This window comes from Frateuria terrea, from assembly GCF_900115705.1.
In the GTDB taxonomy this organism is placed as follows: Bacteria; Pseudomonadota; Gammaproteobacteria; order Xanthomonadales; family Rhodanobacteraceae; genus Frateuria_A; species Frateuria_A terrea.
In genome coordinates, this window is sequence record NZ_FOXL01000007.1 from 160,266 (window position 1) to 185,326 (window position 25,061).

The 25,061-nt window shown below is 65.5% G+C and carries 21 protein-coding genes; 18 read left to right on the forward strand and 3 right to left on the reverse strand.

Going from position 1 to position 25,061, the window contains the following annotated elements; translation table 11 throughout:
- Positions 1-50: 50 nt before the first annotated feature.
- Genes BMZ38_RS13790 through BMZ38_RS17995 form a run of 3 tightly spaced genes read left to right on the forward strand, consistent with a single transcriptional unit; the run spans position 51 to position 3,693 of the window.
- Entirely contained in the window at positions 51-1,850 is a 1,800-nt protein-coding gene (locus tag BMZ38_RS13790; protein WP_091338818.1) for a copper resistance system multicopper oxidase, read from the forward strand.
- Complete coding sequence (locus BMZ38_RS13795; RefSeq protein WP_175483738.1) at positions 1,847-2,998, forward strand: copper resistance protein B; 1,152 nt, start codon at positions 1,847-1,849, stop codon at positions 2,996-2,998. The genes BMZ38_RS13790 and BMZ38_RS13795 overlap by 4 nt, the downstream gene beginning before the upstream one ends.
- An 11-nt stretch (positions 2,999-3,009) precedes the next feature.
- The gene (locus tag BMZ38_RS17995; RefSeq protein WP_245747241.1) at positions 3,010-3,693 is read left to right on the forward strand and encodes a c-type cytochrome; all 684 of its coding nucleotides are present in this window, start codon (positions 3,010-3,012) and stop codon (positions 3,691-3,693) included.
- Between the two features lie 519 nt (positions 3,694-4,212).
- On the opposite strand, the gene BMZ38_RS18000 is transcribed toward BMZ38_RS17995, so the two are convergent.
- A complete protein-coding gene (locus BMZ38_RS18000; protein WP_245747240.1) occupies positions 4,213-5,538 on the reverse strand; it encodes a pyridoxal phosphate-dependent decarboxylase family protein in 1,326 nt (441 codons plus the stop codon).
- Positions 5,539-6,338: 800 nt separating this feature from the next.
- On the opposite strand from BMZ38_RS18000, the gene BMZ38_RS13810 reads away from it, so the two are divergent.
- The 8 genes from BMZ38_RS13810 to BMZ38_RS18215 all read left to right on the forward strand — a co-directional run bounded on the left by BMZ38_RS13810 (position 6,339) and on the right by BMZ38_RS18215 (position 16,162).
- Positions 6,339-6,767 carry a helix-turn-helix domain-containing protein gene (locus BMZ38_RS13810; RefSeq protein ID WP_175483737.1) on the forward strand — a complete coding sequence of 143 codons (429 nt, stop codon included), beginning with the start codon at positions 6,339-6,341 and terminating at the stop codon, positions 6,765-6,767.
- A 199-nt stretch (positions 6,768-6,966) separates the two neighbouring features.
- Positions 6,967-10,119, forward strand: coding sequence for a TonB-dependent receptor (locus tag BMZ38_RS13815; protein WP_245747239.1), 3,153 nt, complete (start codon positions 6,967-6,969; stop codon positions 10,117-10,119).
- 98 nt (positions 10,120-10,217) lie between these two features.
- A complete protein-coding gene (locus BMZ38_RS13820) occupies positions 10,218-11,162 on the forward strand; it encodes a thioredoxin family protein (protein WP_217638745.1) in 945 nt (314 codons plus the stop codon).
- Positions 11,163-11,354: 192 nt separating this feature from the next.
- Positions 11,355-12,785, forward strand: a complete 1,431-nt coding sequence (gene pdxR, locus BMZ38_RS13825) for a MocR-like pyridoxine biosynthesis transcription factor PdxR (RefSeq protein WP_091338831.1) — start codon at positions 11,355-11,357, stop codon at positions 12,783-12,785.
- A gap of 411 nt (positions 12,786-13,196) precedes the next feature.
- On the forward strand, positions 13,197-14,117 hold the full coding sequence (locus BMZ38_RS13830; protein WP_091338832.1) for an alpha/beta hydrolase family protein: 921 nt from the start codon (positions 13,197-13,199) through the stop codon (positions 14,115-14,117).
- 149 nt (positions 14,118-14,266) lie between these two features.
- Positions 14,267-14,704 (forward strand): nuclear transport factor 2 family protein, encoded by a 438-nt coding sequence (locus tag BMZ38_RS13835; protein ID WP_175483736.1) that lies wholly within the window; start codon positions 14,267-14,269, stop codon positions 14,702-14,704.
- Positions 14,705-14,727: 23 nt separating this feature from the next.
- Positions 14,728-15,498 carry a hypothetical protein gene (locus tag BMZ38_RS13840; RefSeq protein ID WP_091338838.1) on the forward strand — a complete coding sequence of 257 codons (771 nt, stop codon included), beginning with the start codon at positions 14,728-14,730 and terminating at the stop codon, positions 15,496-15,498.
- Between the two features lie 367 nt (positions 15,499-15,865).
- A complete protein-coding gene (locus BMZ38_RS18215) occupies positions 15,866-16,162 on the forward strand; it encodes a hypothetical protein (RefSeq protein ID WP_425477790.1) in 297 nt (98 codons plus the stop codon).
- A gap of 117 nt (positions 16,163-16,279) precedes the next feature.
- Here BMZ38_RS18215 and BMZ38_RS13850 read toward each other — a convergent pair whose 3' ends face one another.
- Positions 16,280-16,630 carry a gamma-glutamylcyclotransferase family protein gene (locus tag BMZ38_RS13850; RefSeq protein ID WP_091338842.1) on the reverse strand — a complete coding sequence of 117 codons (351 nt, stop codon included), beginning with the start codon at positions 16,628-16,630 and terminating at the stop codon, positions 16,280-16,282.
- Between the two features lie 400 nt (positions 16,631-17,030).
- Here BMZ38_RS13850 and BMZ38_RS13855 point away from each other — a divergent pair, with 400 nt between their 5' ends.
- The 7 genes from BMZ38_RS13855 to BMZ38_RS13880 all read left to right on the forward strand — a co-directional run bounded on the left by BMZ38_RS13855 (position 17,031) and on the right by BMZ38_RS13880 (position 22,931).
- Positions 17,031-17,510, forward strand: coding sequence for a DUF2946 domain-containing protein (locus BMZ38_RS13855; protein WP_175483735.1), 480 nt, complete (start codon positions 17,031-17,033; stop codon positions 17,508-17,510).
- A gap of 399 nt (positions 17,511-17,909) precedes the next feature.
- Positions 17,910-18,830: a hypothetical protein gene (locus BMZ38_RS13860; RefSeq protein ID WP_245747237.1), complete on the forward strand. Its 921-nt coding sequence runs from the start codon at positions 17,910-17,912 to the stop codon at positions 18,828-18,830.
- Positions 18,831-18,986: 156 nt separating this feature from the next.
- A complete protein-coding gene (locus BMZ38_RS13865) occupies positions 18,987-19,283 on the forward strand; it encodes a hypothetical protein (RefSeq protein WP_091338990.1) in 297 nt (98 codons plus the stop codon).
- Between the two features lie 243 nt (positions 19,284-19,526).
- Positions 19,527-20,156, forward strand: coding sequence for a GntR family transcriptional regulator (locus BMZ38_RS13870; RefSeq protein WP_091338850.1), 630 nt, complete (start codon positions 19,527-19,529; stop codon positions 20,154-20,156).
- A 171-nt stretch (positions 20,157-20,327) separates the two neighbouring features.
- Positions 20,328-20,468, forward strand: a complete 141-nt coding sequence (locus BMZ38_RS17635) for a benenodin family lasso peptide (RefSeq protein WP_139202426.1) — start codon at positions 20,328-20,330, stop codon at positions 20,466-20,468.
- A gap of 49 nt (positions 20,469-20,517) precedes the next feature.
- Positions 20,518-21,195: a lasso peptide biosynthesis B2 protein gene (locus tag BMZ38_RS13875; protein ID WP_175483734.1), complete on the forward strand. Its 678-nt coding sequence runs from the start codon at positions 20,518-20,520 to the stop codon at positions 21,193-21,195.
- Positions 21,195-22,931, forward strand: a complete 1,737-nt coding sequence (locus BMZ38_RS13880; RefSeq protein WP_091338857.1) for an asparagine synthase-related protein — start codon at positions 21,195-21,197, stop codon at positions 22,929-22,931. Before BMZ38_RS13875 ends, BMZ38_RS13880 begins: the two co-directional genes overlap by 1 nt.
- Before the next feature lie 18 nt (positions 22,932-22,949).
- Here the strand turns inward: BMZ38_RS13880 and BMZ38_RS13885 are convergent, their stop codons facing one another.
- Entirely contained in the window at positions 22,950-25,037 is a 2,088-nt protein-coding gene (locus tag BMZ38_RS13885) for an Atxe2 family lasso peptide isopeptidase (RefSeq protein WP_245747236.1), read from the reverse strand.
- Positions 25,038-25,061: the final 24 nt, after the last annotated feature.

Genomic DNA, 25,061 nt, shown 5'->3' on the forward strand with positions numbered 1-25,061 from the left:
CGCCGTGATGATCGCGCCAGCGCGCGACGCTTAACCATCGGAGAGTTTTCATGAAGTCGTTCCATCCTCCCGCCGCGACTGACCTGTCGCGGCGGCGCTTCGTCCAGGGTGTGGCCCTGGGAGGCGCAGCTGCAGGTCTGGGTCTGCTCCGGCCGAACAACGTTTGGGCCCTGACGAGCCCGGGCCAGCCGACCGTCCTCAGCGGCACCAATTTCCACCTCGAGGTCGCAGAGACGCCCGTCAACTACACCGGCGTGGTTCGTTCCGCCACGACAGTCAACGGCAGCCTTCCCGGGCCGCTTTTGCGGTGGAAGGAAGGCACCACGGTGACCTTGCGGGTCACCAACCGCCTGCGCGTGCCCACCTCGATCCACTGGCATGGCATCGTGCTGCCCTTCCGGATGGACGGCGTGCCAGGCATTGCGTTCGACGGCATCGCGCCTGGGGAGACCTTCGCCTACCGCTTCGCGGTGCGCCAGGCGGGCACCTACTGGTACCACTCGCACTCGCGCTTCCAGGAACAGACCGGACTGTTCGGTCCGCTCGTGATCGAGCCGGCCGGTCCCGAGCGCTATCCGGCCGACCGCGACTACGTGGTCATGCTCAACGACTGGACTGACGAAGACCCCGGGCGCGTCTACGCCAAGCTCAAGAAGCAGAGCGACTACTACAACTTCCACCAGCCGACCGCGCCAGAGTTCTTCCATGACGTGCGCCGGATGGGCCTGGGCGGGGCCCTGGCCAAACGCAGGATGTGGAACGAGATGCGGATGAGCCCGACCGACCTGTCGGACGTGAGCGGCCATACCTACACCTACCTGATGAATGGCCAGGCGCCGGCCGGCAACTGGACCGGCCTGTTCAAGCCTGGCGAGAAGATCCGCCTGCGCTTCATCAATGGCTCCGCCTCCACGATTTTCGACGTGCGCATCCCGGGCCTGAAGATGACCGTGATCTCGGCCGACGGTCAGGACATCGCGCCCGTCCCGGTGGACGAGTTCCGCGTCTCGGTGGCGGAAACCTACGACGTGATCGTGGAACCGCAGGACGAGCGCGCCTACACCTTGTTCGCCCAGTCGATCGACCGCACGGGCTACGCCCGCGGCACGCTTGCGCCGCGTAGCGGAATGGAGGCGGAAGTCCCGCCCATGGATCCACGCGTGTGGCTCGGCATGGAGGACATGATGGGTGCCATGCCCATGGGTCACACCGACCATGGCGGCCCGCAGGGTTCGCAGCACACCGCGCCGGGTAAGGACATGGGCGACATGCCGGGCATGGACATGTCCGGGATGCAGGAACCGGGGGGCACGACCGCGCACAGCATGCCCAAGATCCGCCATGCCCGCACCGAATACGGCCCGGGCGTGGACATGCACGTCGACATGCCGCGCACCAACCTGGACGATCCGGGCGTGGGCCTGCGTGGCAACGGCCGACGGGTGCTCACTTATGCCGATTTGCGCTCGCTGGACGGCCCCATCGACCCGCGCGAGCCCGAGCGCGAAATCGAACTGCACCTGACCGGCAACATGGAACGCTTCATGTGGTCGTTCGACGGCGAGAAGTTCTCCGAGGCCAAGCCCGTGCATTTCAACTTCGGCGAGCGGCTTCGCATCGTGCTGGTCAACGACACCATGATGAACCACCCGATCCACCTGCATGGCATGTTCAGCGAGCTGGAGGACCCGCAGGGCCGGTTCATCGCCCGCAAACACACGATCAACGTGCAGCCGGCACAGCGGATCACCTACCGCGTCAATGCCGACAACCCGGGGCGTTGGGCCTACCACTGCCACCTGATGTATCACATGGAGGCGGGCATGTTCCGCGAGGTAGTGGTGTCATGAACGGCACACGTCTATCGCCCGCGTTGCCACGCTTGGCCCTCGCCATCGCGCTGCTTGCGTCGATGCCTCTTGCGGGATGGGCCCAGAACGTCCCAGCGGCCAACGCCGATGCCATGGCGACCATGCCGGGCATGGATCACGGAAGCATGGACGGGATGGCCATGCCGGCCCCTGCGGGCACGGCCCGCCGCCCTGCGCACCCCCGCAAGCTCGCGCCTGCGTCCACAACCCACGCACATGCGAGCAGCGCTATGCAGGTTATGGATCATGGCTCCATGCAGGGTATGGATCAGGGCTCCATGGAAGGCATGGACGAAGGTTCCGTTCAGCATGAGGATGCCAGCTCTCCGCAGATGATCGAGCAGGGATCGATGCCCGGGATGGACGACAGTTCCCAACAAGGCATGCCGATGGGGCCGATGCAGGGCGGCAGCCCTCCCCCGGATGCACGCGACCCCGACTACTCGGCGGGCACGGACTATGGTCCGACTCACGGACTTGGCATGGCCATGAATGACAACCCCCGCTTCGGCAAGCTGCTGCTGAACCAGCTCGAGGTGGCCCACGGTCGTCAAGGCAACGGCCACCGCTGGGATGCCGAAGCCTGGTACGGCAACGATGACGACAAGCTGTGGCTGCGAACCGAGGGCGAGCGCGCGCGCGGGGCGCTGGAGAGCGCGGACCTGGAGGCATTCTGGAACCACACCCTCGGCACCTTCTGGAACACGCAGATCGGCCTGCGCACCGACGCCGGACGCGGCCCAGATCGGACCTGGGCAGCGTTTGGCATCCAGGGGCTGGCGCCCTACTGGTTCGAGCTGGAAGCGACCGGTTACGTGGGTGCGGCCGGCCGCACGGCGGCGCGCGTCCGCGCCGATTACGAGCTGCTCCTGACGCAGCGCCTGGTCCTGCAACCGGAGTTCGACGCCAATCTCTACGGCCGGGCCGACCCGGCGCGCCGCCTGGGTGCGGGCCTGTCCGACGCCGAGCTCGGCCTCCGCCTGCGTTATGAAATCCGCCGCCAATTCGCGCCCTACATCGGCGTAGTCTGGGTACGTCGTCTTGGTGGCACCGCCGACTTTGCCCGCGCCGAGGGCGAGGGCATCTTCGACCGGCAATGGGTCGCCGGCGTCCGCATCTGGTTCTGAGAGGGCTGTCCGTGAAACATCACCTCAAGCACTACGGCATCGCGATCCTCGTCCTGCTGGTGATCCTCTTCGCCGGCGGGCTGGCTTTCGTCTACTCAGGCGTCTACAACATCGGCGCGGACGCGCACCACACGCGTCCCGTCTATGCGTTGATGCAGGTCTTGCGGGAGCGCTCGATCGACGCCCACTCGGGCGACATCCAGGTGCCCAACCTCGGGGATCCGAGACTGATCCTCAAAGGCGCCGGCCAGTACGCGGCAATGTGCACCGACTGCCATCTCAAGCCCGGCATGGCTGATTCGGAAATTCGCCCGGGGCTCTATCCGCAGCCACCCAACCTCTCGCAGGTCCGCATAGACCCGAAAGAGGCCTTCTGGGTGATCAAGCACGGTATCAAGATGAGCGCGATGCCGGCGTGGGGTACCAGTCATGACGACCCGACCATCTGGAGCATGGTCGCCTTCCTGCAGAAGCTGCCCGGGATGACGCCCGAGCAGTACAAGGCCATGGTCGCCAAGGCGCCGCCGGACGAAGACATGCACGGGGGCGATGACGACACGCGCCATCACCACGACCACGGCAGAGAGGATGCCGGGGGCGAACCAGGCAGCGGGGAAATGCCCGGTCGATCGGACACCGAGCATCAGCACAGCCATCCTGCCGCTGACGCCTCTGTGGGCGGCACGCAACCGTAGTCCGACGGTTATACGCCCGGGGTCGCCCGCCCAGACTTTCCACGCCGCACTCGAACACGGCGACCGGACCATCGTGATTGGTTTGCCGGGCTCCGGGCGGCATCATCAGTGAAGATGGCCAGAGACAGTCGCGTGACGAATACGCCGCCCACCATCTGGGCCAGGAGCTTGCCTTCCTGAAGAAAGGTGGTGCCGCTCCGGACGGGCTCCATGCCATGGACGATACTGCCGTGGTCGCCAGCGAGACGCGCATTTCGGGACCTGGCGGACTCAGGTTGACGATCGCCGCAATGAATGCGATCAACCGTCTCGGCGTCACTTTCGCCTCATGCCCCGCGCCAAGGCGGACAGGTAGTGCACCGCCCGCGGCGCATGGTGCTGTCATCGATGCGCTGCGGGGGTCTCTGGCTGAGCCCTCGGATCACATATGCCTGCTCGAACAATTGCAGCCGCGACCGCTGCGGCACCAGATCGGACGCAAAGGCGGCAACCGGGCTACGGGAAAGGGAACTTCCGAGCTCAGCCTGCGAAGTCGCCAGAGATGCTCCGGGCGACCGCGGCCAGAATGCGCGGCACGTCCTCGTCGGCCGTGGCCCAGTTGGAAAACGCGGCCCGTATCGCCGGGCGCCCATGCAGATGGGTAGGGGTCATGAACACCTCGCCCGTCCCGTTCAGTCTTTGCAGGAACGCATCGCGCGCGGCAGTGCCGGCGCCGCGCAGGGCGAACGCCACGATGTTGAGGGGCACCTCATTGAGAACATCCAGCCCCAGTCCCTCCAGGCCCCGGGCGAGCGCCCTGGCCTGGCGACAGTTGGCCGCGACCCAGCGGCCGATCCCGGCGCGCCCGCGCACTGCCAGCACGGCCCAGGCCGGCAGCGCGCGGAAGCGGCGCGAGTTCTCGGGCGTGTAATGCAGCGGATCGGGATCGTCCCCCAGATAGGCCGAACTCGCAGCGAAAACCTCCTTCTGAAGATCGGGCCGGCGGGTGAACGCCAGTGCGTTGTCGTAGGGCACGTTGAGCCACTTGTGCAGGTCCACGGTGACGGAGTCGGCCCGTTCGACGCCCGCGACCAGCGACCGCAGGTCATCGTCGAATGCCGCGAAAAGCCCGAACGCGCCGTCGACGTGCAACCAGGCCCCGGCGGCCGCGCAAATATCGGCCAGGCCGCGCAGGTCGTCGAAGTCGCCGGTGTTCACTTCGCCGGCGCTTGCCACGACGATCGCCGGTCCCCGGTGCTGCGCCAACGCGACCCGCAGGGCTGCGGTATCGACGCACGTGCGCCCCGGCAGGGTAGCTATCGATACGTGCCGGTTGCGCCCGATGCCGGTGATGGCCATGGCCTTGAGGATGCTCGAGTGTGCCGATCCGGCGAATACGGTTGGCAGCTCGCCATGCACCCGGTAGGCCCATTGCCGCGCGGTCGCCATCCCAACCAGGTTCGCCATGGTTGCACCACTGACGAACTGCCCGTGCATGACCGGCTCGAGGCCAAAGATGCCGGCGTAGGCGGCTACCGTGCGGTCTTCCAGATCCGCCGCGATCGAGCCGATGCGGCTCGAAAGGTTTTGATCCCAGGCGCTGGCGAGCCAGTCCGCCGCAAGCGCTTCAGGCGTCACGCCGCCGGTGACGAAGCCGAGGTAGCGCGGCCCCGGCGAGGCGGACAGATAGGGCGCGACCTCGGACGCGAGCAGCGCGAACGTGCGATCCAGTCCGACATCGTCAGGCGGCATGGGAGCCGGCGGCAGGGCCTCTGGCGTGACCCGGCGCAGGTGCAGTTCCTGCAGAAAGGTGTCTGCCAGGCGGCGCGCGTGGTCGAGTGCAGGGTTGTAGTCGTGGGGGATCATGGGAAGGACTCCAGCGGCGGGAGCCGCGTCGGGTTGTCGTCCGGCGAAACAGACCGCACGGTTTTTTTGCGTCGATCGTCCCACAGCAATCAATAGCCCGCGGACAACGCAGCTGGTGCACCGAAGAAGCACGAGGTGCACGACTACCCAACAGGCGTAGCCGCGCATTGCTCACAGAGATTACTTGCCGACGGCGATGCGCCGAACAGCCATGGGTCCCGATCCACGGGAGCCAGGCCTCGCCGACTGGCGTGATGCCGGATCGAGGTCCCTCGCTCCGATGGGCAATGTGGCTTTTCGAACACATGGCCCTGGTGGGACATGGCTGACCGGCCGACGTAGTGCACTCGAGCCTGATCCGGAGCTCACGATTCCCCCGACCCCTGGCTTTCGAGGCGATTGGCATCAACCAATCCGCAACGATTGGCTATGTACCGGCATGCCGGTGCGAGGCGATCTTTGCCTCCAGACGTCCGTAACGAAAAGTTGATGGCGCCGCCTTCAACCGGTTAACGCCGACGTCCGGCCGGCCGCGAGTCCCCACTCGCGCCCCGAGTCCCCACAGGCCCCATCCGGAGTGAAAACGCTTGCCCGTCTCGGCGCCCCTGCCCGATGGCATTACGGCTGTCGCAACCAAGGAACGGCCGGACACGCCTGCCGACCGCCCGCAGCCATCGGTTGCGCTTGCCAATGGCGGCGACTTGTCCTGGCTCGCCTGCGACGCGACCCGCGCGTCCTTGCCCACGAGCCCGCAGGACTTTCCGGGCCGGGTCAGGTGTCTGATCGAGCGAGCGGGGGGCGTGAGCCAGCTCGCCAGTCGTTGTGGGGTGTGCGAGAGAACCGTCCGCAATTGGCGCGATGGTCGCAGCGACATCCCGCGGGAACGTTGTCTGGTGCTCGCGCGCGCCCTCGGTATCTCGCCGTTGTGGCTGCTCTGCGGCGAGGGCGAGATGACCGGTTCAACCGGCGAGAGCGCAATACCGACCGTCGACGCGACCAAGGCGCCCAGGGCCGTCGACGCCTGGCGCCTGGCCGCCGCGCTGCAGGTGCTTCAGTCCTACATCGTGCTCGCCGGCGGGTCGTTGGATCTGACGCAGCGCGCGGAAGCGGTAGCGGAGCTCTACAGCATGCTCGCGCACGCGGGACCGGACAGTGTGAGGCGGCTGGTGGCCTTCCACACCACGCTTGGCGGTCACCTGCGCAGCAACCGCTTTCGGCTGATCACGTGATCGCTGTGGCCAAAACGCAGCACGCGGTGCTTGGTGTGGCCAACGAGGTCGCCGCGGGCGCAACTGCCGTCGCTCCGATGGCGGCCGCGCGCGGCACGTAACGCATCACCAGAAACGCCTTCCGGGGCGGAGCGGCCGACCCGGCCACCACTCCCCTCGCGGCAGGCACCAACGCAACAACCATCGAGAGGGGAGCTGCATGAGTCACGATAATTACCAGCGCATCCATCGCCCGTTGCGCACTGCGACCGGCATGAGCATGGCCGTCGCACTTGCGCTGTACGGTGCCTTAGGCGCACCCGCCTTTGCGCAGACCACCACGGGCAGCATTTTCGGACAGGCGCCCGCAGCGGCCGGTGCTACCGTGACGGTGCAAAACGCGTCCGGCGTCACCCGCCAGGCGACTGTCGATGCAGCCGGCCGCTACACCATCGGTGCACTGCCGCTGGGCAACTACACGGTCACCCTGCAACGCGATGGCACCACGCTGGACACGCGCAACGACGTCGAGTTGCACGTGGGCGCCGGTACCGAGGTGTCGTTCCTGCCCTCGACCGGCGCGCAGAACCTGTCCGCCGTCACGGTCACGGCGAACGGCTTGCCGGCGGTCGACGTGAGCCAGGTGGACTCGCGCACCGTGATTACGTCGCAGCAACTGGCCAGGCTGCCGTTGGCCCGCAGCGCCGAGGCGATAGCACTACTGGCGCCGGGCACCGTGCAAGGCAGCGATACGTTCATGGGCATGGGCATGGGCGTCTCCTCGCCGCAGAAATTCGTGTCCTTCGGCGGCTCGTCGGTAACCGAGAACGCGTATTACATCAACGGTTTCAACACCACCGACCCGATCAGTGGCTTCGGCGGCCTGACCCTGCCCTACGGCTCGATCGACCAGGAAGAAATCCTCAGCGGCGGCTACGGCGCCGCCTATGGCCGCTCCGACGGCGGCGTGATCAGCCAGGTCGGCAAGCGCGGCACCAACGAATGGCATTTCGGCGGCCAGGTGCTGTGGAAGCCAAAGAGCCTGCAGGGCGATCCACGGGACATCTATTACGGACAGGGCAGCCCCGACGCGGGCCAGCTGTACTGGCGCCGCGGCAGCAACAAGTCCAGCACGACCACGGTGGATGCCTACGTCGGCGGTCCGCTGATCAAGGACACGCTGTACCTGTTCGCTTCGATGGAAGGCGAGCGCATCCAGGGCACCGGCGCTTCCGGCGGCACGCCGTCCGGCGCCATCGGCGCGCCCGCCGGCGTGGGGATCAACGCGCCGCCGAGCTACGAGAACCACTCCCGCCTGGACGATCCCAAGTGGTATGCCAAGCTCGACTGGAACATCAACGACAGCAACTTGCTGGAGCTGACCGGCGCCTCCAACAAGACCTCCTACCGCGGCAACCTGTATCAGTACGACTACGCGACCGGGAAACAGGGCGCCTTCGACCATCCGGACCTGGACATCAAGGACGGCTCGGACCTGTACCTGGGCAAGTTCACCAGCTTTCTCACCGACGATCTCACCCTGTCGGTGCTGTACGGCAAGATGAAGGGCACTCACTACAGCCAGTTGCCCGGGTACGATCCGTCGCTCGCCCCGATCATCGGGCAGACCTCGGAAAACCCGGACATCACCGGTGGCCAGACCTACGGCAATGCACAGACGTCGTCGCAGCTGTTCGACCCGCAGCACGTCACCAGGAACACCAACCTGCGCCTGGACGTGAGCTACAAGCTCGGCCCGCACATGCTTACCGCGGGTATCGACAACCAGGACGTACGCGACATCCACGACGGCCAGTTCACCTCCGGTCCGGGCTACGGGTGGCTGTATGAATCGGGCGATCCCGCCAGCTTCATCATCGGCGGGCCGGATGCGAACGGAGCGGGCTGGCAGGGCTATCCGTGGGTGCAGGCGCCGGGCAACTACCCGGGCGGCTCGACCGGCTACTACGTCTCCAGGCAGGTCTTCGCCAACAGTGCGTCGGTGCGAGTGAAGCAACACGCGCAGTACATCGAGGACGCCTGGCAGGTCAGCGACCGTTGGCTGGTCAAGATCGGACTGCGCAACGACCAGTTCACCAACTACAACGGCGTCGGCGTGCCCTACCTTCGGCTCACCCATTCGCAGCTGGCGCCGCGGCTCGGCTTCACCTGGGACGTCAACGGCGATTCCAGCCTGAAGGTCTATGGCAACGCGGGCCGCTATTACCTGGCGGTGCCGGCCTCGGTGGCGCTGCGTTCGGCAGGGTCGTCCACGTTCACGAACCAGTTCTACACGTATACCGGCATCGACCCGGCTATCGGATATCCCACCGGGTTGACCCCGATCGACACGTACCTGGGCGTAGGGCAGCCAGTGTCGAGGAACCTCGAGTACGGACAGCCGCGCGATCCGAAGACCGCGGCCGCCACCAATATCAAGTCCGAGTACCAGGACGAGCTGATCCTCGGCTTCGACAAGCAGCTCAGCGATGCCTGGGTGTATGGCGCGAAGGCGACCTGGCGCAAGCTGGGTCGCGCCATCGATGACTGGGGCGATACCGGCCGCATCGCAGCCAAGATGGCTGAGCTGGGCATGGATGACTACGACAAGGTCAATGGCATCCAGGGCAGCTACCTGATCAATCCGGGCGAGAACCCGATCATCCAGGTGCCGAAACTGTCAGGTGGCTATTACCAGGTGCCGCTGGACTGGCGCAAGGACATGGGCTTCAACACCTCGCTCAAGCGCAAGTACTACGCGCTGGACCTCTACCTGGAGCACCCGTTCGACGGCAAGTGGTACGGCAAGGTCGATTACCTGTTCTCGCGCAACTACGGCAACACCGAGGGCCAGGTGCGTTCCGACTTCGGCCAGACCGACGTGTCGGCGACCGTGGACTGGGACTATACCCAGGTCATGGACTACGCCAATGGCGCCCTGCCCAACGACCGCCGCCACCAGATCAAGGCGTACGGGTACTACCAGGTCACGCCCGAATGGCTGGTCTCGGGCAACGTCGCGATCCTGTCCGGCGCACCCAAGACCTGCCTGGGGCTCTACGGCCCGGACCAGACCAATCCGGGCCTCGGCTACGGATCGTTTTACCACTACTGCGGCGGCACGCCGGTGTCTCCGGGCTATGCGCGAGAGCCGTGGACCTATCTGCTGAGCCTCGGTGCCGAGTACCGTCCGGACTGGGCAAACCGTCGCCTTGCCTTCCACGTACAGGTCTACAACGTGCTCGACCAGCAGCGGATCACGCAGGTCAACGGTCGCTACGGCAGCTCGACCAACGTGCGTCCGACCTACAACCTGCCGTTGTCGACGCAGCCGCCGCGCTACGTGCAGTTGGGCATCACCTACGACTACTGAGTCGCCTCCCGTCGCGTCCGGCCGCAAGGCCGGGCGCGATGTCGATTTCGCGCCGGTACGCGCATGCACTGGCGTACCGGCGCCTAAGGAGTCCTTCCATGAAAAAGCTGCTGGTACTGGCGTGCTGGCTGTTGGGTATCGCCACCTGCTCGGGCCATCCCTCGTCGCCGGTCCCGGCCGAATTCACCGGCATCACCCAGTGGTTCAACTCGCCACCGCTCACGATGGCAGGCCTGCGCGGCAAGGTCGTGCTGGTCGACTTCTGGGCGTACTCCTGCATCAACTGCATTCGCGCCATGCCGCATGTCGAGCACCTGTACGAAACCTACAAGGACAAGGGGCTGGTGGTGGTGGGCGTGCACTCGCCCGAATTCGACTTCGAGCAGGACCCGGCCAACGTGCGCGCAGCGATGGAACGCATGCGCATCACCTATCCGGTGGCGATGGACAACCACCTGGACACCTGGCGCGCCTGGCACAACGCGTTCTGGCCGGCGGAGTACCTGGTCGATGCGAATGGACGACTGATCGGCCACCACTACGGCGAGGGCGACTACGACAGGATGGAAAACGCCATTCGATTGCTGCTGGGCATGGACATGTCGACGCCGGGCCCGCGGTCCGACGGAGTGGCTCCCGGCCCGGGCGATACGCCCGAGTTGCACCTGGGCAGCGACAGCCAGCACGGCTTCGGCAACCTGGAGAGCGGTCGCGAAGGCGTGCGCCGCTTCACCATCCCGCCGCGGCTGGCCCTGCATCACTTTGCGCTCGGCGGCCCTTGGGAAATCACGCGCGAGTGCGCCCGTTCGATGGGCCAGACCGAGCTGCACATCCGCTTCAAGGCCGCCAGGCTCTACGTGGTGGCCAGTGCCCGGGCGCCGACCCCGCTCGACGTGCAGGTGGATGGCAAGCCGCAACCGGCCGTGATCGTGCAGGGCAGCCGCCTCTACACGCTGTTCGATAGCCATGATGACGCCGAACATGTGCTCGTGCTGCGCATCCGAACCTCTGACGTACGCGTTTACTCCGTCACTTTCGGTTGAGCGAGCGACGGATCGCCCACGCAAGCTCCTGCCCGAAATCCAGTGCAGCACGAGGGAAGTCAGGGCGGCCGCGGGACGGCCTGCGGCCAGACGATAGAGCCTGGATATAAGCCACTGGTTGATGCAGGCCCGGGTTGTGCACACACTCTGACGGCGGCCACCCCTGCGGTCACACCACCACTGAGCGTATGCATGTTCCTCGAACTGGACGGGTGCGGTCCCCGTTATGCGCAGTTGATCCGCTCTCTGAGGAGCGCCATTCTGGATGGGCGCATGGCGCCTGGTTCGCGCCTTCCACCCACCCGCGAGCTGGCCCGTGACCTGGGCATGTCGCGCACGACCCTGCTGACGGCGTACGAACAGTTGCGCGCCGAGGGGTACATAGAGGGTCGGGTCGGGTCCGGAAGTTATGTGGCCCGCCTCCAGCTCACCCCGCCCCTGCGACCGGCTGTCGGTGGCGACGATGCGCCCACGTCGCGCTTCGCCGAACGTGCCCGGCAATTCCGCGAGCGAAAGATCGCGAGGCGACACTTCGGACTGCGCTATGAATTGCGCTTCGGCGACCCGCTCACCAATCCAGCCCTGAACGCCGCATGGGGACGCGAACTGGCGCGTGCGACCGCCTATTCACCGCTTACCGTCATCGGCGCCTGGGGCCTGCCGGCACTGCGCCAGCAGGTCTGCGATTACCTCGCACGGCGCCGCGGCCTGCAGGCAAGCCCCGACGATATCCTGATCGTCTCGGGAACCCAGCAGGCCTACGCGTTGTGCGCCCGCGTTCTGCTCGACGAAGGCGACACGGTCGTGCTGGAGGAGCCGCACTACTTCGGCGCGTACCACGTGATGGTCACGCACGGGGCCCGGTTGCATCCGGTGAGGACCGACGATGAAGGCCTGGTCTGCGCCGAGTTGCCGGCAACGGCGCCCAAGCTCATTCTCACCACGCCCTCGCACCAGTTCCCCACCGGAGCGGTCCTCTCGCTGCCACGCCGGCTTGAACTGCTGCGTTACGCCTCGCTCAAGCGCTGCTGGATCCTGGAGGACGACTACGACGGCGAGTTCCGCTACGACGCCCATCCGCTGGCCGCCCTGCGCGCGCTCGACGAAGCAGACCGGGTGATCTACGCCGGCACCTTCTCCAAGACGCTGTTCGGCGGCCTTCGCCTGGCGTATCTCGTGCTGCCCGCCGCGCTTCGCGAGGACTTCATCACCGCAAAATACCTGAGCGACATGTCCTCGGGCGGGATCGAACAGGCCGCCCTCGCCCATTTCATGGAGAGCGGCGGGTTCGAACGCCATCTGCGTCATGCGCGCAAGGAGCTGCAGGCCCGCCGCGAAGCCCTGATCGCCGGCTTGCATCGCCATGCGGGAGAGCGCGTCGAGATCGTGCATTCCCCGGCCGGCATGCATGTGGTGGCCTGGCTGAACGGTTATGACCATAAACGCGCCGAGACCCTCATCGCGCACGCCCGCGAACGCGGGCTCGGCTTGTATTCGATGGCGCCACATTACCTGCAGCCACCCGCGCGACCGGGCCTGCTGCTCGGGTATTGCAGCCTGTCGGTCACCGAGCTGCGGGAGGCCACGCAGCTGTTGGGCGAATGCATGGATGCGGTCCCGTAGAAAGCGACCTGGATTTCGCCCGGAACCACTGCTCCCCTGCAGTCGACCGGGCATGGCAGGGAGCCGGAACCACGCAAATTGGCCTGGTTCCCGCCGAACGGATTGGCTATGTATTCCTGGTTGTCCAGCGCCTAGGCTTCCGCGCAACTCCCGGCGGTTACCCCCGTGACGTCCTCGGTTCGCCCTGCCGTCTCCCCAGCGGCAGGCGGGCCTCTTTTTTGTTTGGCGATGACCATGGCAGAGGCAAGGCACGCAAACCTGGGGTGTGAAGGAGCGAGCCTTGGGCATCGAGCTGGCGCCTGCTTTCCGAGGACGACTGTCCTGACACGCTTGAGGCGCACCCCGCGAACGATCGACGCGATCCATCACGAAGCTCTTTCCTATCGCCCATCCAAGAAGGGGAATACCACCATGCACAAGCATGTGCTCCGAGATCTCCTGCTCGCCGGCCTTGCCGCCAGCGTGACCGGCCTCTGCAGCCAGCAGGCTCGTTCTGCGCCTGCCGAGCCCCCCTCGCAGACCCGCGCATCGATGGAGGTGGTGCAGATTCCCAGCCACGGCGCGCTGTTGAACGGGCTGGTGTACGTCGCCGCCGGCGAGGGCCCGCACCCGGCAGTGATCCTGCTGCACGGGCTCCCCGGTTTCGAGCGCAACCTTGACGTGGCGCAGGACGTCCGCCGTGCGGGCTGGGACGTGCTGAACCTCGATTACCGCGGTTCCTGGGGGACGCCGGGCGATTTTTCGTTCACTCATGGCATCGAAGACACCGCCTCCGCGCTGGCCTACCTGCGCAACCCGGCCGTCGCGAAACGGCTGCGGCTCGATCCTGCGCACATCGTGTTGATCGGCCACAGCATGGGCGGGTTCATGGCGGTCGAGGCAGCCGCGGCCGACCCGAAAGTCGAGGCCATCGGAATGATTTCCGGTGCTGACCTCGGCGCCGGGTATCTCGGACTGCAGCGGGAAGACACGGCCCCGGTCGCGCTACGCAAGCTGGCCACAGCCCTGGGAGGCCAGGGGATGGCACCGCTCGCTGGCTGCACTCCCAGTGGCCTGGCGCATGAAGCGGCCGCACACGCGACGCAATGGGCATTTCCCACGCAGGCACCGAGGCTGAAGGACCGCGCGGTCCTGGTCATCACCGCCGACGACGGCTTTGCCGGCATGGGCGACGCCCTCGTCGAGGCGTTGCAGCGCGACGGTGACAAGCGGGTGGCCACCTTGCACCTGGCTACCGATCACGCCTACTCGGACAAACGCATCGAGCTGTCCCGGGCAGTCCTGGCTTGGCTGTCCGGACTGCCCCATGGGAGTGGGGCCGCCACCCACTAGCGAAGCAAAAACCAGGCTGTCGATCGATGCCGGTCCAGCCCCCCGTGGGGCATCGGGCCGAATTTCAACCGCGGAACCAAGCGTCCCCAACAAGATGCGGCTTGCCCGCTGGGGCGAGCACAACAACCCCTGTATCAGGATGGAATCAAATGAAAAGTCTGTTCTTCGTTGCGGCGTTGACCGGCGCCGCCCATGTCGGTGCAGCCAGGTCGACCCCAGTCTCGCTGCCCGCTTCGCTGGCGCATGCCGCCGCCGAGTTCGATCACGCGCAGATCGCCAGTGACGCCGCTGCGCTCAAGCGCCTGCTTGCCGATGACTACCTGCTGTTCAACAGCGGGGCGCAGGTCGAGGACAAGGCCGCATTCATCAAGGACTACACGGCGAAGGGTTTCGCACTGAAACCGTACAAGGTGGAGCAACAGGTGATTCGGGTCTGGCCCCACGGCGCCGTACTCGGAGGCGTGGTAACACTCCAGGGCGCCAGCGAGGGAAAGCCGTTCAAGGCGCGCCTGCGGTTTGCCGATGTCTGGCGCGAAAAAGCCGGCGTGTGGCAGGTGGCTTTCACGCAGGTCACCCGCGTCCCGTAACCCGCGCATCCGGAGACAGATACATGCGCCTGTTCTCACACCCGCGTTTCCTTGCCATCTATTCCGGCGTACTGACGCTGGCCGTGGCAACCGCCCTCCTTACCGGGTTTGCCCGCGTGCCGGGTAACGCTACTTTCGACAGCATCGACGTGCAGCGGATCCGCGTGGTGGCGCCCGATGGGACAGTGCGGATGGTCATCGCCAACCATGAGCGCATGCCCGGCATCGTCGTTCGCGGCAAGGACTACCCGCATCCCAACCGCGCCCGTAGCGACCTAGCCGGCATCCTCTTCTATGACGCCGAGGGCACCGAAAGCGGCGGACTCACGTTCGGGGGACAACGCGGCGCCGACGGCAAGCCCGAGCGCGCCGGCCACCTGAGTTTCGATCAGTACGACCAGGACGAGATGATGGCGCTCAATGCAGTCCAGGATGGCGATCAGCGGCATACCGGCCTTCTGATCAAGGACGAGCCCGACTGGCCGCTGGAAAGACTGATTGTGCACATGAAGGCACGCAAAGACGAGCCGGCCTCCGCACAAGCCAGGGATGCCGCAGCATTTCTGCGCGAGCATGGTCCCATGCATGTGGGACGGGCGTGGCTCGGGCGCAACGACGACGCGTCGTCCTCCATGGAGTTGAAGGATCCCGTGGGTCGGCCGCGCCTCATCGCGAGGGTCGCCGCCGATGGAACACCCAGCTTGCTGTTCCTCGACGAGGCCGGTCACGTCACCTCCCGCTGGCCGGAAGATGCAGCAAAGGCCAAGGCGCCTGCTGCACCCAAAACCAGATAAAGGCAAAGCGATCTCCGCCCGGGCGCTCGGGTTTCCGGACCTGGCGCGGGCTCGAGATGAGCGTCCTTGGGTGAGCGTTGCGGCTCGCAATCCAGCAGAAAAAAATCCGCGTCTCCGGGGCCATGAGAGATGAAGCGGCTACTCACCTCTGGCGGTGTCACCAACGCCAGTATTCGCGATGCACTTATGGCCCTTGCCGGCAAGCCTCTTGGCCAGTGCAGGGCGCTGTGCATTCCTACCGCCGAGTACGGCGATCCCATGTGCACGCCTGAGTCGGAGCATCGGGAACCAGCGGTGGGAACCATGGGTGAGGGAAGCCGACGTGCTGCTGGTAGATGGCGGCGACGCATGCTACCTCTCCCACTGGATGAAACAATCCGGGCTCGCAGCACTCCTTTCCTCGCTGCCGGGGATCGTCTGGGTCGGCGTCAGCGCCGGGAGCATGGTGATGACGCCGCGCATCGGCGAGCAATTCGCGAACTGCCGCCTGGCGGCAATGACAGTTGCCTGGGCGCGGTCGACTTCTGCATCTTTCCGCACCTGGAAAACGAATGCATGCCCGAGAACACCTTCGAGCATGCTGCGCGCTGGGCGGCCGCCCTTGGCCGACCGGCATACGCCATCGACGATCAGACCGCGATTGGCGTCGCCGACGGCGCGGTGAATGTCGTGTCCGAAGGACGCTGGAAGTTCTTTCCTTGACTTTCGGTTGCGCGGGGTGAGGTCGGGATCGAGCAGCCGAGCCACTTGTACGGACGCAGGTCCGCCGCGGCATCGCTCCTCATGAGGGATCCGCACGCACGTAGATCCACGCGCTGCGACCCGAGCGCAATGTCGCCCGGTGCCGTCGATAGCCACCGGCTTCGTACGCGTCGACCGCAGCCAGCTCTGCCCCGGTTACCGCGAGCGTGGCGCCGTCGACCCAATCTTCGGACCGTCCGCTTTCCTCGAGCACCGGGTGGACGGCCCTCCCGGACAGGCGCACGACGTCCGGGTCGGTAATCTGCATGTCACCGAGCCTGTAGCCGACAAGTCGATCCGGGTCGACTGCTATGACGCGCCCAAAGAGCGCCTTCTGGACGTCGCTATGGCGAAGCGTGCCGTAGGAAAAAATGAGTTCGTTTGCGTCCATTGCCGGGATCCGGTCAAGGCATGGGCGGCAGCGTTTAGACCCGCGATACGCCGCCGAAGCCTGGGTTGTGGGCGCGCCCCTTCCCAGCGGGGAGATGCGCCCGTCGGAAGCAAACGCCAAGCAAGAAGTCACTCTACATCGGCGGTGCCTCAAGAAGCGCAGCAGCCATTCGAGAAACCGCTCGTCCTGCACATCACCCCTGACGCGCGCAGATCACCAGACCCATCCGCGCAGACGCCCCGGGGACCGGAGTTGAACTTCGGTGGCTCCCGACACGTGCGCGTCGACGCGAATGCCCCAACCGTCGCCAGGCGCTTGACGCCTGTCGACCATCCCGAGCCGGCGAAACCTTGCGCCTGGGCGGCGAATGCGCGCAGGGCCATGTTCATGGCGCACACACGTGAACTTCACCCGCGCGGCACTGTGTCACTGGCCTGCTAACGGTTCGGCAAGGATGATCAGGGCTGCAAGCTGGCTCCGCGGCCAGCAGGGGAATGAAGTGGGGCGTTCGGATACACATCGCCGCGTGGTTGCCGGATTGGCGTTCGTCGCCATCTGGCTGACCATCGTCGCTCCGGTGATTTCCCGCGTATTGCCCCTGTGGGCCGCCGCGCCCGCGACGTCGGACATGGCATGTGCCGAGCACATGGGGCACGCCACCGATCCGCACGGGCCGCACCCGCAGCTTCCTTCCACCGACAGGTGCGGCTACTGCGCGCTCGTCGGGCAAAGTCTGTTCCTCGTCGAAGCAGCCTGGCTGCCGATCGTTCCCCCGCAGGCCTCCTACCTCCCGCCCCACCTGCCGGACGGGTGGCATATCCGGCGGTATTCCTCGCTCGCACCGACGCCCCGCGGGCCACCCGGTTCCGTCAACGCCTGAGTCCATTCCTGCCGGCAGGCGGCGAGCGCCAGCGCGCTTGCCGGCGGCCGCGTCGCTGCCGCGCATCCCGCTGTCGCGTCTCCCGTGCCCGCTGACATTGCGACGGCGCAGGACGCGCCCGCGGCGCCCATGCCGACCGTGGCCAACACGCCCATGAAACCGGTGCACGAATGATGGTGACCGCCCCGAGGGCACCGCGCCGGTCCATGCCAGCCAGCGACGGCATCCGTGTCGATGGGCCGGACCACCTGGCTCAACCTGGACGCCGAGCCTGCGGACCTGCCGCAGGCGACCACTTTCCGCGACAAAGGATCTCTGCTGATGAATATGCCCGTCATGTCTTCAACCCGTGCCCCCGGGACGCCACGGCGCCCGCGACTGATTGCCACGATGGCCGCCATGCTCGGAATCATCCCGGGCATGGCCGGCGCCTGCTCCACCTGCGGGTGTTCGCTCAACTCCGACTGGGCCAGCCAGGGTTATGCGACCACTTCGGGCCTGCACCTGAGTTTGCGCCAGGACTACTTCAACCAGTCCCAGCTGCGCAACGGTACCGACTCGGTCAGCCCGGGCAGCTTCTCCTACCCGACCGATAAAGAGGTCCAGCGCGAGACGATCAATCGCAACACCCTGCTCGGCGCCGACTACAACTTCTCGCGCTACTGGGGACTGAGCCTGCAGCTGCCCTACATGGACCGCTACCACCAGACCATTGCCGAAGGCGACACCGCGATATCCACCTCCGATACCCGGAGTATCGGGGACCTGCGAGTGGTTGCCCGCTACCAGGGCCTGAGTCCCGACGCCGGTTTTGGATTGCAGTTCGGCATCAAGCTGCCGACCGGCAGCTTCGGGCAGTCCTTTGTCGCGGGGCCGCAGGCGGGCGAACTCCTGGACCGCGGCCTGCAACTGGGCACCGGCACCACCGACGCATTGCTGGGCGTCTACAAGTTCGGCAACCTCGGGGAATCGCTGAGCTATTTCGCGCAGGCGATGGCGCAGGTCGCACTCGATGCGCGCGACCGGTTCCGGCCGGGCAACTCGGTCAACGTGAACCTGGGGCTGCGCTATATGGGCATGGCCCGGGTCACGCCGCAGCTGCAACTCAACCTGCACAGCGAACGACGCGAGAGCGGCGCACTGGCCGACCGGGAAAACAGCGGCGCAACACTGGGGTACCTGAGTCCCGGGGTCAGCGTGAAGCTCACGCGCCGACTGGATGCCTTCGCCTTCGTGCAGTTTCCCGTCTGGGAACGCGTCAATGGCTTGCAACTGGAGCCACGCCGACTCTGGTCGCTCGGCGTCCAGTACCGGCTCTGAGGCGTTGCGTGTGCGCCATGAGTCGGAGGCAGGCCTGGCCGCCTGCCTACCGGTCCCCCCATGTAGCGGCGGCGATCGCGTGAAGCCACGTGGCTCGGGGGCAAAAGCACAGTTGGACGATGTGCCAAGATGGGCAAATTTCCAGCCTTTCCCCTTATGAAACCCAGTACCTACGACTTCCGCCGGTTCCAGGAAGAGCTTGCGGCCCTGGATGGCAAACGCAACCCACCAGCCAAGGAGAGGCCCATGCCGAAAAAAGACTCGAGCCATGCTCGCCTGCTCCAGGCAAGAGCGGAATTCCTGGCGCTGCGCGAGCGCCACGGACTGACCGTCGCTGACGTCGTCGCGTTCTTTCCGGAAGAGGAAGGCGTTGCCTACCTGCAGGGGCTCATCGCGGCGAAGGAGGCGAAGCCCAAGCGTTCATCGAAGGGAACGAGAACGCCGTCTCTTTAGCGCTACACGGCAGAAGGGAAGACCGCGGTCGCTTCCGGCCAATGCAATGGGCGCGCCATGGAGACGGCGCGCGGGCAACGCCCGCACCGGATCGGCACACCGCCTTCAACAGGCGCCAGCCGGAAGATTGGCGCATTCATCGTCTTGCTCGATGCGAAGCGAGAACGCGGCGCCTTTGCCTGACTACCGATTTTTGTACCATGGGGCTCAGGAGACAACCATCCGCAGACATGGAGTCGAACTATGGATGCGAACCACTCCAAGAGTGCATTTGTGTATGGGCAGGTCAGGCGCGCGCTGCGGTCTGGGCGCTACGCGCCCGGGCAGCGGATCGATCCGGCCCGGCTTGCCACGGAGTTCGACACCAGCCCCACGCCGGTTCGATTTGCCCTGTACCGCCTCGTCGGCGAAGGCCTGGTCGCTGACCATGCCCGCAGTGGACTGCACGTTCCATTGCATACCGAGCTGGGCCTGCGCGACCTCTACGACTGGATGGAACGCCTGTTGCTGATGGCCTGCGATATCGGTGTTGCGCCGGCCTTCCGGAAGACCGAGAAGCTGGCACTGGGCGCGGACGATGATGATCTGGCGAAGCTCACCTGGCAGCTGTTCGACGTAATCGCCCGCGCGACGGAACATCGATCCTTGCACCACGCCGTGCAACGGGCCAACGACCAGCTGGCACCGGTACGGCGGGCAGCCAAAGGTGTGCTCGATCGCACCCATGAAGAGCTTTCGCAGCTGGACCGGTATTGGCAGGCGCGCGAGATTCCCGCCCTGAAGTCCGCGCTGCGCGACTACCACGAGCGCCGCAAGCATGTCGTGCCACGCATCGTGGCCTTGCTGAGTGAGCACGGCGATTACCTGCACTAGGCAACCTGCGGCGGCTCATCATCGCGGACACAACGGCAGCCCCGAGCGGACCATTGCGCCTCACCGAATAATCTTTCGGTGACAGCGCAATAATCATTTGAAAATCAATTTTTTCGGCTCCTACGCTGGTCGCGTCATGGGACGGCCATGACGTGAACGCAGGAGATTGAAATGAACACGAACGAGAACACCCGCATCAACCCGAGCGACGACGTCATCGTGCTCGGCGTCGCCAGTGTGGAAACCCGCGGTACCGGTGGTTTCGGCGAGGCGGTGGGCGGACCGATCGCCCCTGGGATTTCCGAAGACTGACCGTCGGGGGCGCGCTGAAAGGCGCGCCCCTTCCACATGGGAGGCGACAGTGATCCGGCATCTGAATGCGGACCTATCCTTCTGCGAGCTGGATGGCCGGTTGTTCTTCCTGGATATAGAAAACGACCGGTACTTCCAGCTGTCTGGAGCGCTGGAGCGCAGTTTCCTCAGACATCTGGAAGCTCCTGACGACACAAGCATCGATGTCAGTGAACTTGCCAGGCACCAGCTGCTCCTTCAGCCCACGACGATACCCTGCGACGCATCCGCGGCGGCCATCACACCGCCCGACCAAAGCGCGGTTGAGACACCGTGCACCGGCAGGCGCGTCACGCTCGATGTGGTGCAAGATGTGTTTCTCGCCGTTGCCATCACGTACTGGCAACTGAAAACAAGGCCCCTGAAAAGCATCCTGCAGGGACTGTACGACTACCGCCAAGCGAGGACATCGCCGCCCGCAGCCGACCAGGCCGCTTGCCAGCAACGCATTTCCGAAGCTGCTACCGCCTTCAACCGTGCGCGCCCCTACGTACCCATCGGCACCTGCTGCCTGATCGACTCGCTGTCGATGGTCAGGTTCCTGGCCAGGCGCGGCCTATGCGCCCAACTCGTCATGGGGGTGGCCTGTGACCCGTTCTCCGCGCACGCCTGGGTTCAGCACGGCTCACTGGTGTTGAACGAAACCGTGGGGACCGCCCAGGCCCATGTTCCTATCCGGGTGATCTGATGAGCTACCGCTACATAGCCTTGTCGGTCGCCGTTGCCGGCAACCTGGAAGATTTCGAACGGTCCGTCGCAGACTCATTGCGAAGCTTGGCCATGGACTGCCGGGGCCACGTGGGTTGCGTTGCGCTGTATGCACCGCAGGAGGCTCCCGCGTTCGACCTCCCTGGCGGCGGCATACTGCTCGGCGATCTGTACGACGAGGTCGGAAGGCCCGTCAGGGACCTTGCCGGTCTTCGGCATCTGCCGACGCAGGCTGCAATCCGGCAGCATGTTCTGGACCACTACTGGGGCGAATATCTACTGTTCCAGCCCTCCGACGACGGGGGCACCACCGTCCTGCGAGATCCATCCGGTGGCGTGGATTGCGCTTATTCACTGCGCGGCGGCAACGGATTCATCACCTCCGACCTGGCCATCGCCTCTCGCCTGGGCCTCCATCGCGACCGGATCGATTGGGACTTCGTGCGCCACTGCCTGCTCTATCCGCACATCAAGATCGCGCGCACCGGTCTTGCCGGCATCAGCGAACTGCTCCCCGGCTGCATGCTCTCGGTCGAAGGGCAGAAGTCGTCCACCGGCTTGGGCTGGTCCCCTTGGCACTTCGTCACGCCAGCCGAGCGGCAGAGCGATCCCGTTGCCGCGGCGCAGACCATTCGCGACGCCACGACTTCGGTGGTCCGCGCCATGGCCGAGACCGACCGCAGCCTGTTGCTCGAGCTGTCCGGGGGGTTGGATTCATCGATCGTCGGCGCCTGCCTCGCGAATGCGCGCACGCGAATGGCCTGTTGCACAGCCATCACACCGTTGCCCGGCGCCGACGAACGCAGGTATGCGAGTCAGATCGCAAGACAGCTTGGCACCAAACTGCTGGAGCAGATGCTCGATTTTGCAGAGGCGGACATCGATTTTCGGTTGCCACGGCACTCGCTGCGTCCTGCGGCATGGGCGCTGGGTCGTGCGGTCGCGCGTGCCATGGACAATGCAGCAGAGCTGCAGCGAGTGAACAGCCTGTTCTCCGGGGGAGGCGGCGATACGGTCTTCTGCTACCTCAAGTCTGCTGCTCCTGCCGCAGACGCCTTCCGGGCACGCGGGCTCACAGCAGGCTACAGGGCCATTGTCGACTTGAGCAGGCTGCATGGCTGCACTGTCGCAAAGGCGGCGCGGCTGGCGCTGCGGAAGCTGTATCGCACTCCCAAAGGCCCCTGCAAACCCGATGGCCAGTGGTTGCTGCGAACCGGCGTGGCCCTTCCTCTTGAAATGCACCCGTGGTTTTCGGCGCCACCCCACGTGCTTCCTGGCGATCGCGAGCGAATCTTCGAACTCGCGGGCACTCAGCTGTTCCGTGACAGCACGCTCCGATCGGGCGGCCGGCGAGTGCGCTTTCCCCTGCTCTCGCAGCCTGTCATGGAGGCCTGTCTCCGTGTACCGAGCTGGCTGTGGATATCAGGAGGGCAGAATCGCTCCATCGCCCGGTCCGCCTTCTCGGGGCAGCTCCCACACGAGGTGCTCAACCGGCGAAGCAAGGGCACCTTCATGAACTACACCTTCGCGGTGTACCGCAAGAACAAGGCGACGATCGGTCACTTCCTGCTGGACGGCCATCTCCGCTCCCAGGGCCTGCTCGATCCGCGCGAACTGAGCCTTTTCCTGGAAAGCCCACTGCCCGCCCGCGACCGATCATTCATGCGGATCTTCGACCTGTGCATGATCGAGAACTGGGTGAGGAACCATGCGTAACTGGCAGCCCGTGGCGAGTCAGGGAGCCGCTGACCCGGCCTGCCCGGCAGGCCCCTGCATGGCACGCCAGCGCGCGTACTGCGGTTGCTTCGAGGGCGCCGCGTCCTCGTAACCCTGCAGCCAGAACCGGAACCAGTCGAGGTTCCTTTCGTACACGGCAAGTTTGTGCTTCGGCTGGAACTTCTGATGCGGCTCGTTGGGGAACACGTAGAGGTCCGCACGATGCTCGCGGATCAGCGGAATCTCGTAATCGAGCGCATACAGGTATTCCTGCTCGGGCGTCTGGAACAGGATGGGAGCCGTCAGCCTGTCCAGGTTGAACTCAGGAGACAGCAGGCGCCAGCGGTCCGGTGTCTGCTCAGGAGAACCCAGCCCCCAAAGCTCCTTCAACCCGTTCTCGAACCTGCTCCCCTTGAGGGATCCGAACAAGTAATAAAGAGAAGACACCGACGGCGTGCTGACCGACGCCGCGCAAAGCAGCCGGGAACGCATCGCCACCCAGAGCGTGACTTCGCTGCCAAAACTCAGTCCACCCATGCCCACTTTCGCGGCGTCGATCTGGCCACGCGCCGACAACAGTTTGACCGCACTCTGGACGGCAGAGAGCGCCTCGTTGTAGCGATCAACCGCATCGACGAGATAGGGAGCGGCATTGATGCAGAGCGCTGATATTCCATGTGCTGCCAGGCTTGCGAACGGCCACTCGTCGCCGACGCCTCCACGCACAAACCCGGCGCACTGATAGTAGTTCACGAACAGCGGTGGCCTGGCCCCGGAACGGTTCTTCGCCGCATAGAACTGCCCGGTGAACACCTGCCCTTTTGCATTCTTCCATCGAAGCAGACGCACCGTGCCGGATGTCGCCATCTCCTGCGCGAGCGCCGCGTTGGGTTCGAACAGCACGCGACGGGCTCCCGTCTCCAGGTCGATCCGCTCCAGGCGTGGGGGCTGGCTGGCGGTCGCACTCACACACACCATCGCCGCAGGGGACACCCCGCATTGGCTGGAGGTTTCCCGCCCGCCATTGAGCAAGCCGGACGAACGCGCCACGGGAAGGACCACGCCGGACCTGACGTTCCAGCGATAGATGGATTGCGCCAGTCCCGCATTCGGGTCCGAAATGGTAAACAGCACTTCGTCGCTGTCGGGGCGCCACTGCACTCCTGTGATCGCCTTGCCTGTGCACGATGCAGCCTGGCACACGGTCTCGTGCGAACCACTTCCTGGCAACGAAGCAGACAGCCTGACCTCCGGTTTGAGGCGCAAGCCCTGTCGATCACCGATCCGGGTCAGGATCGCCACCCGGCCCTCGTCGGCTGCACGCGACATGCGCCACGCGTTCGGATGTCCCTTGTCACGACTCACATCTCTGTTGCTACCTGCAGGGGCGGCAGCGAGTTCCCGGATCACCTTCGTTCGGAGATCCACCTCTTTCCAGCGGTCCGGGACGTCGTCGAGCAACGAGATGCGGTCGAACCAAATCTTGCCAAAGCGCTGCGTCGCCATGCGCCCACCGACGTAGCCGGAGCGAAACAAACTCTGGCCGATCGGCACGGTCCGGTCGATGTGGATGCCGTTATCGTACTCGGCCCGTTCCGCGGATCTGACTTGCTCGCGTGTCGCACCCACGCAGTACCTGAGAACGCGACCGCCCTTCCCCAGCACGAAATCACGCACATCCGCCGCGTCATGTGTCACCGCCTCCGCGCCGGAGCCGTCCGCCGCTGCGCGCCAGACTTCGATCTTTCCGCCGATCAAGGCGCGGTAGTAGATCCAGCGGCCATCGGCAGACCACACCGCGGTTGCGGGCAACGACCCTCCTGCCGAATCGCGCAACGGCACGCCGCCCTCGGCCACGCGCCCGGGCCATCGGTCGTCCAGGCCTTGCACGTACCAGACGGTGTCGTAGGTATTGCGCTCCACCGACGCGCGTTCGATCCGGAACGCCACACTGCGGCCGTCCGGCGACACCGCCGGACGATCGATGTCAACGACCTCCAACAACTGACGGGACGACACGACGGAGGCATGGCACGCGGACACGCAGGCTACTAGCAAGGCGACGGCCACGATCAGCAGCCGCGAAATGCGCTTCATGACGAACATAGGCCTCTCTCCAACCTCTCGGAA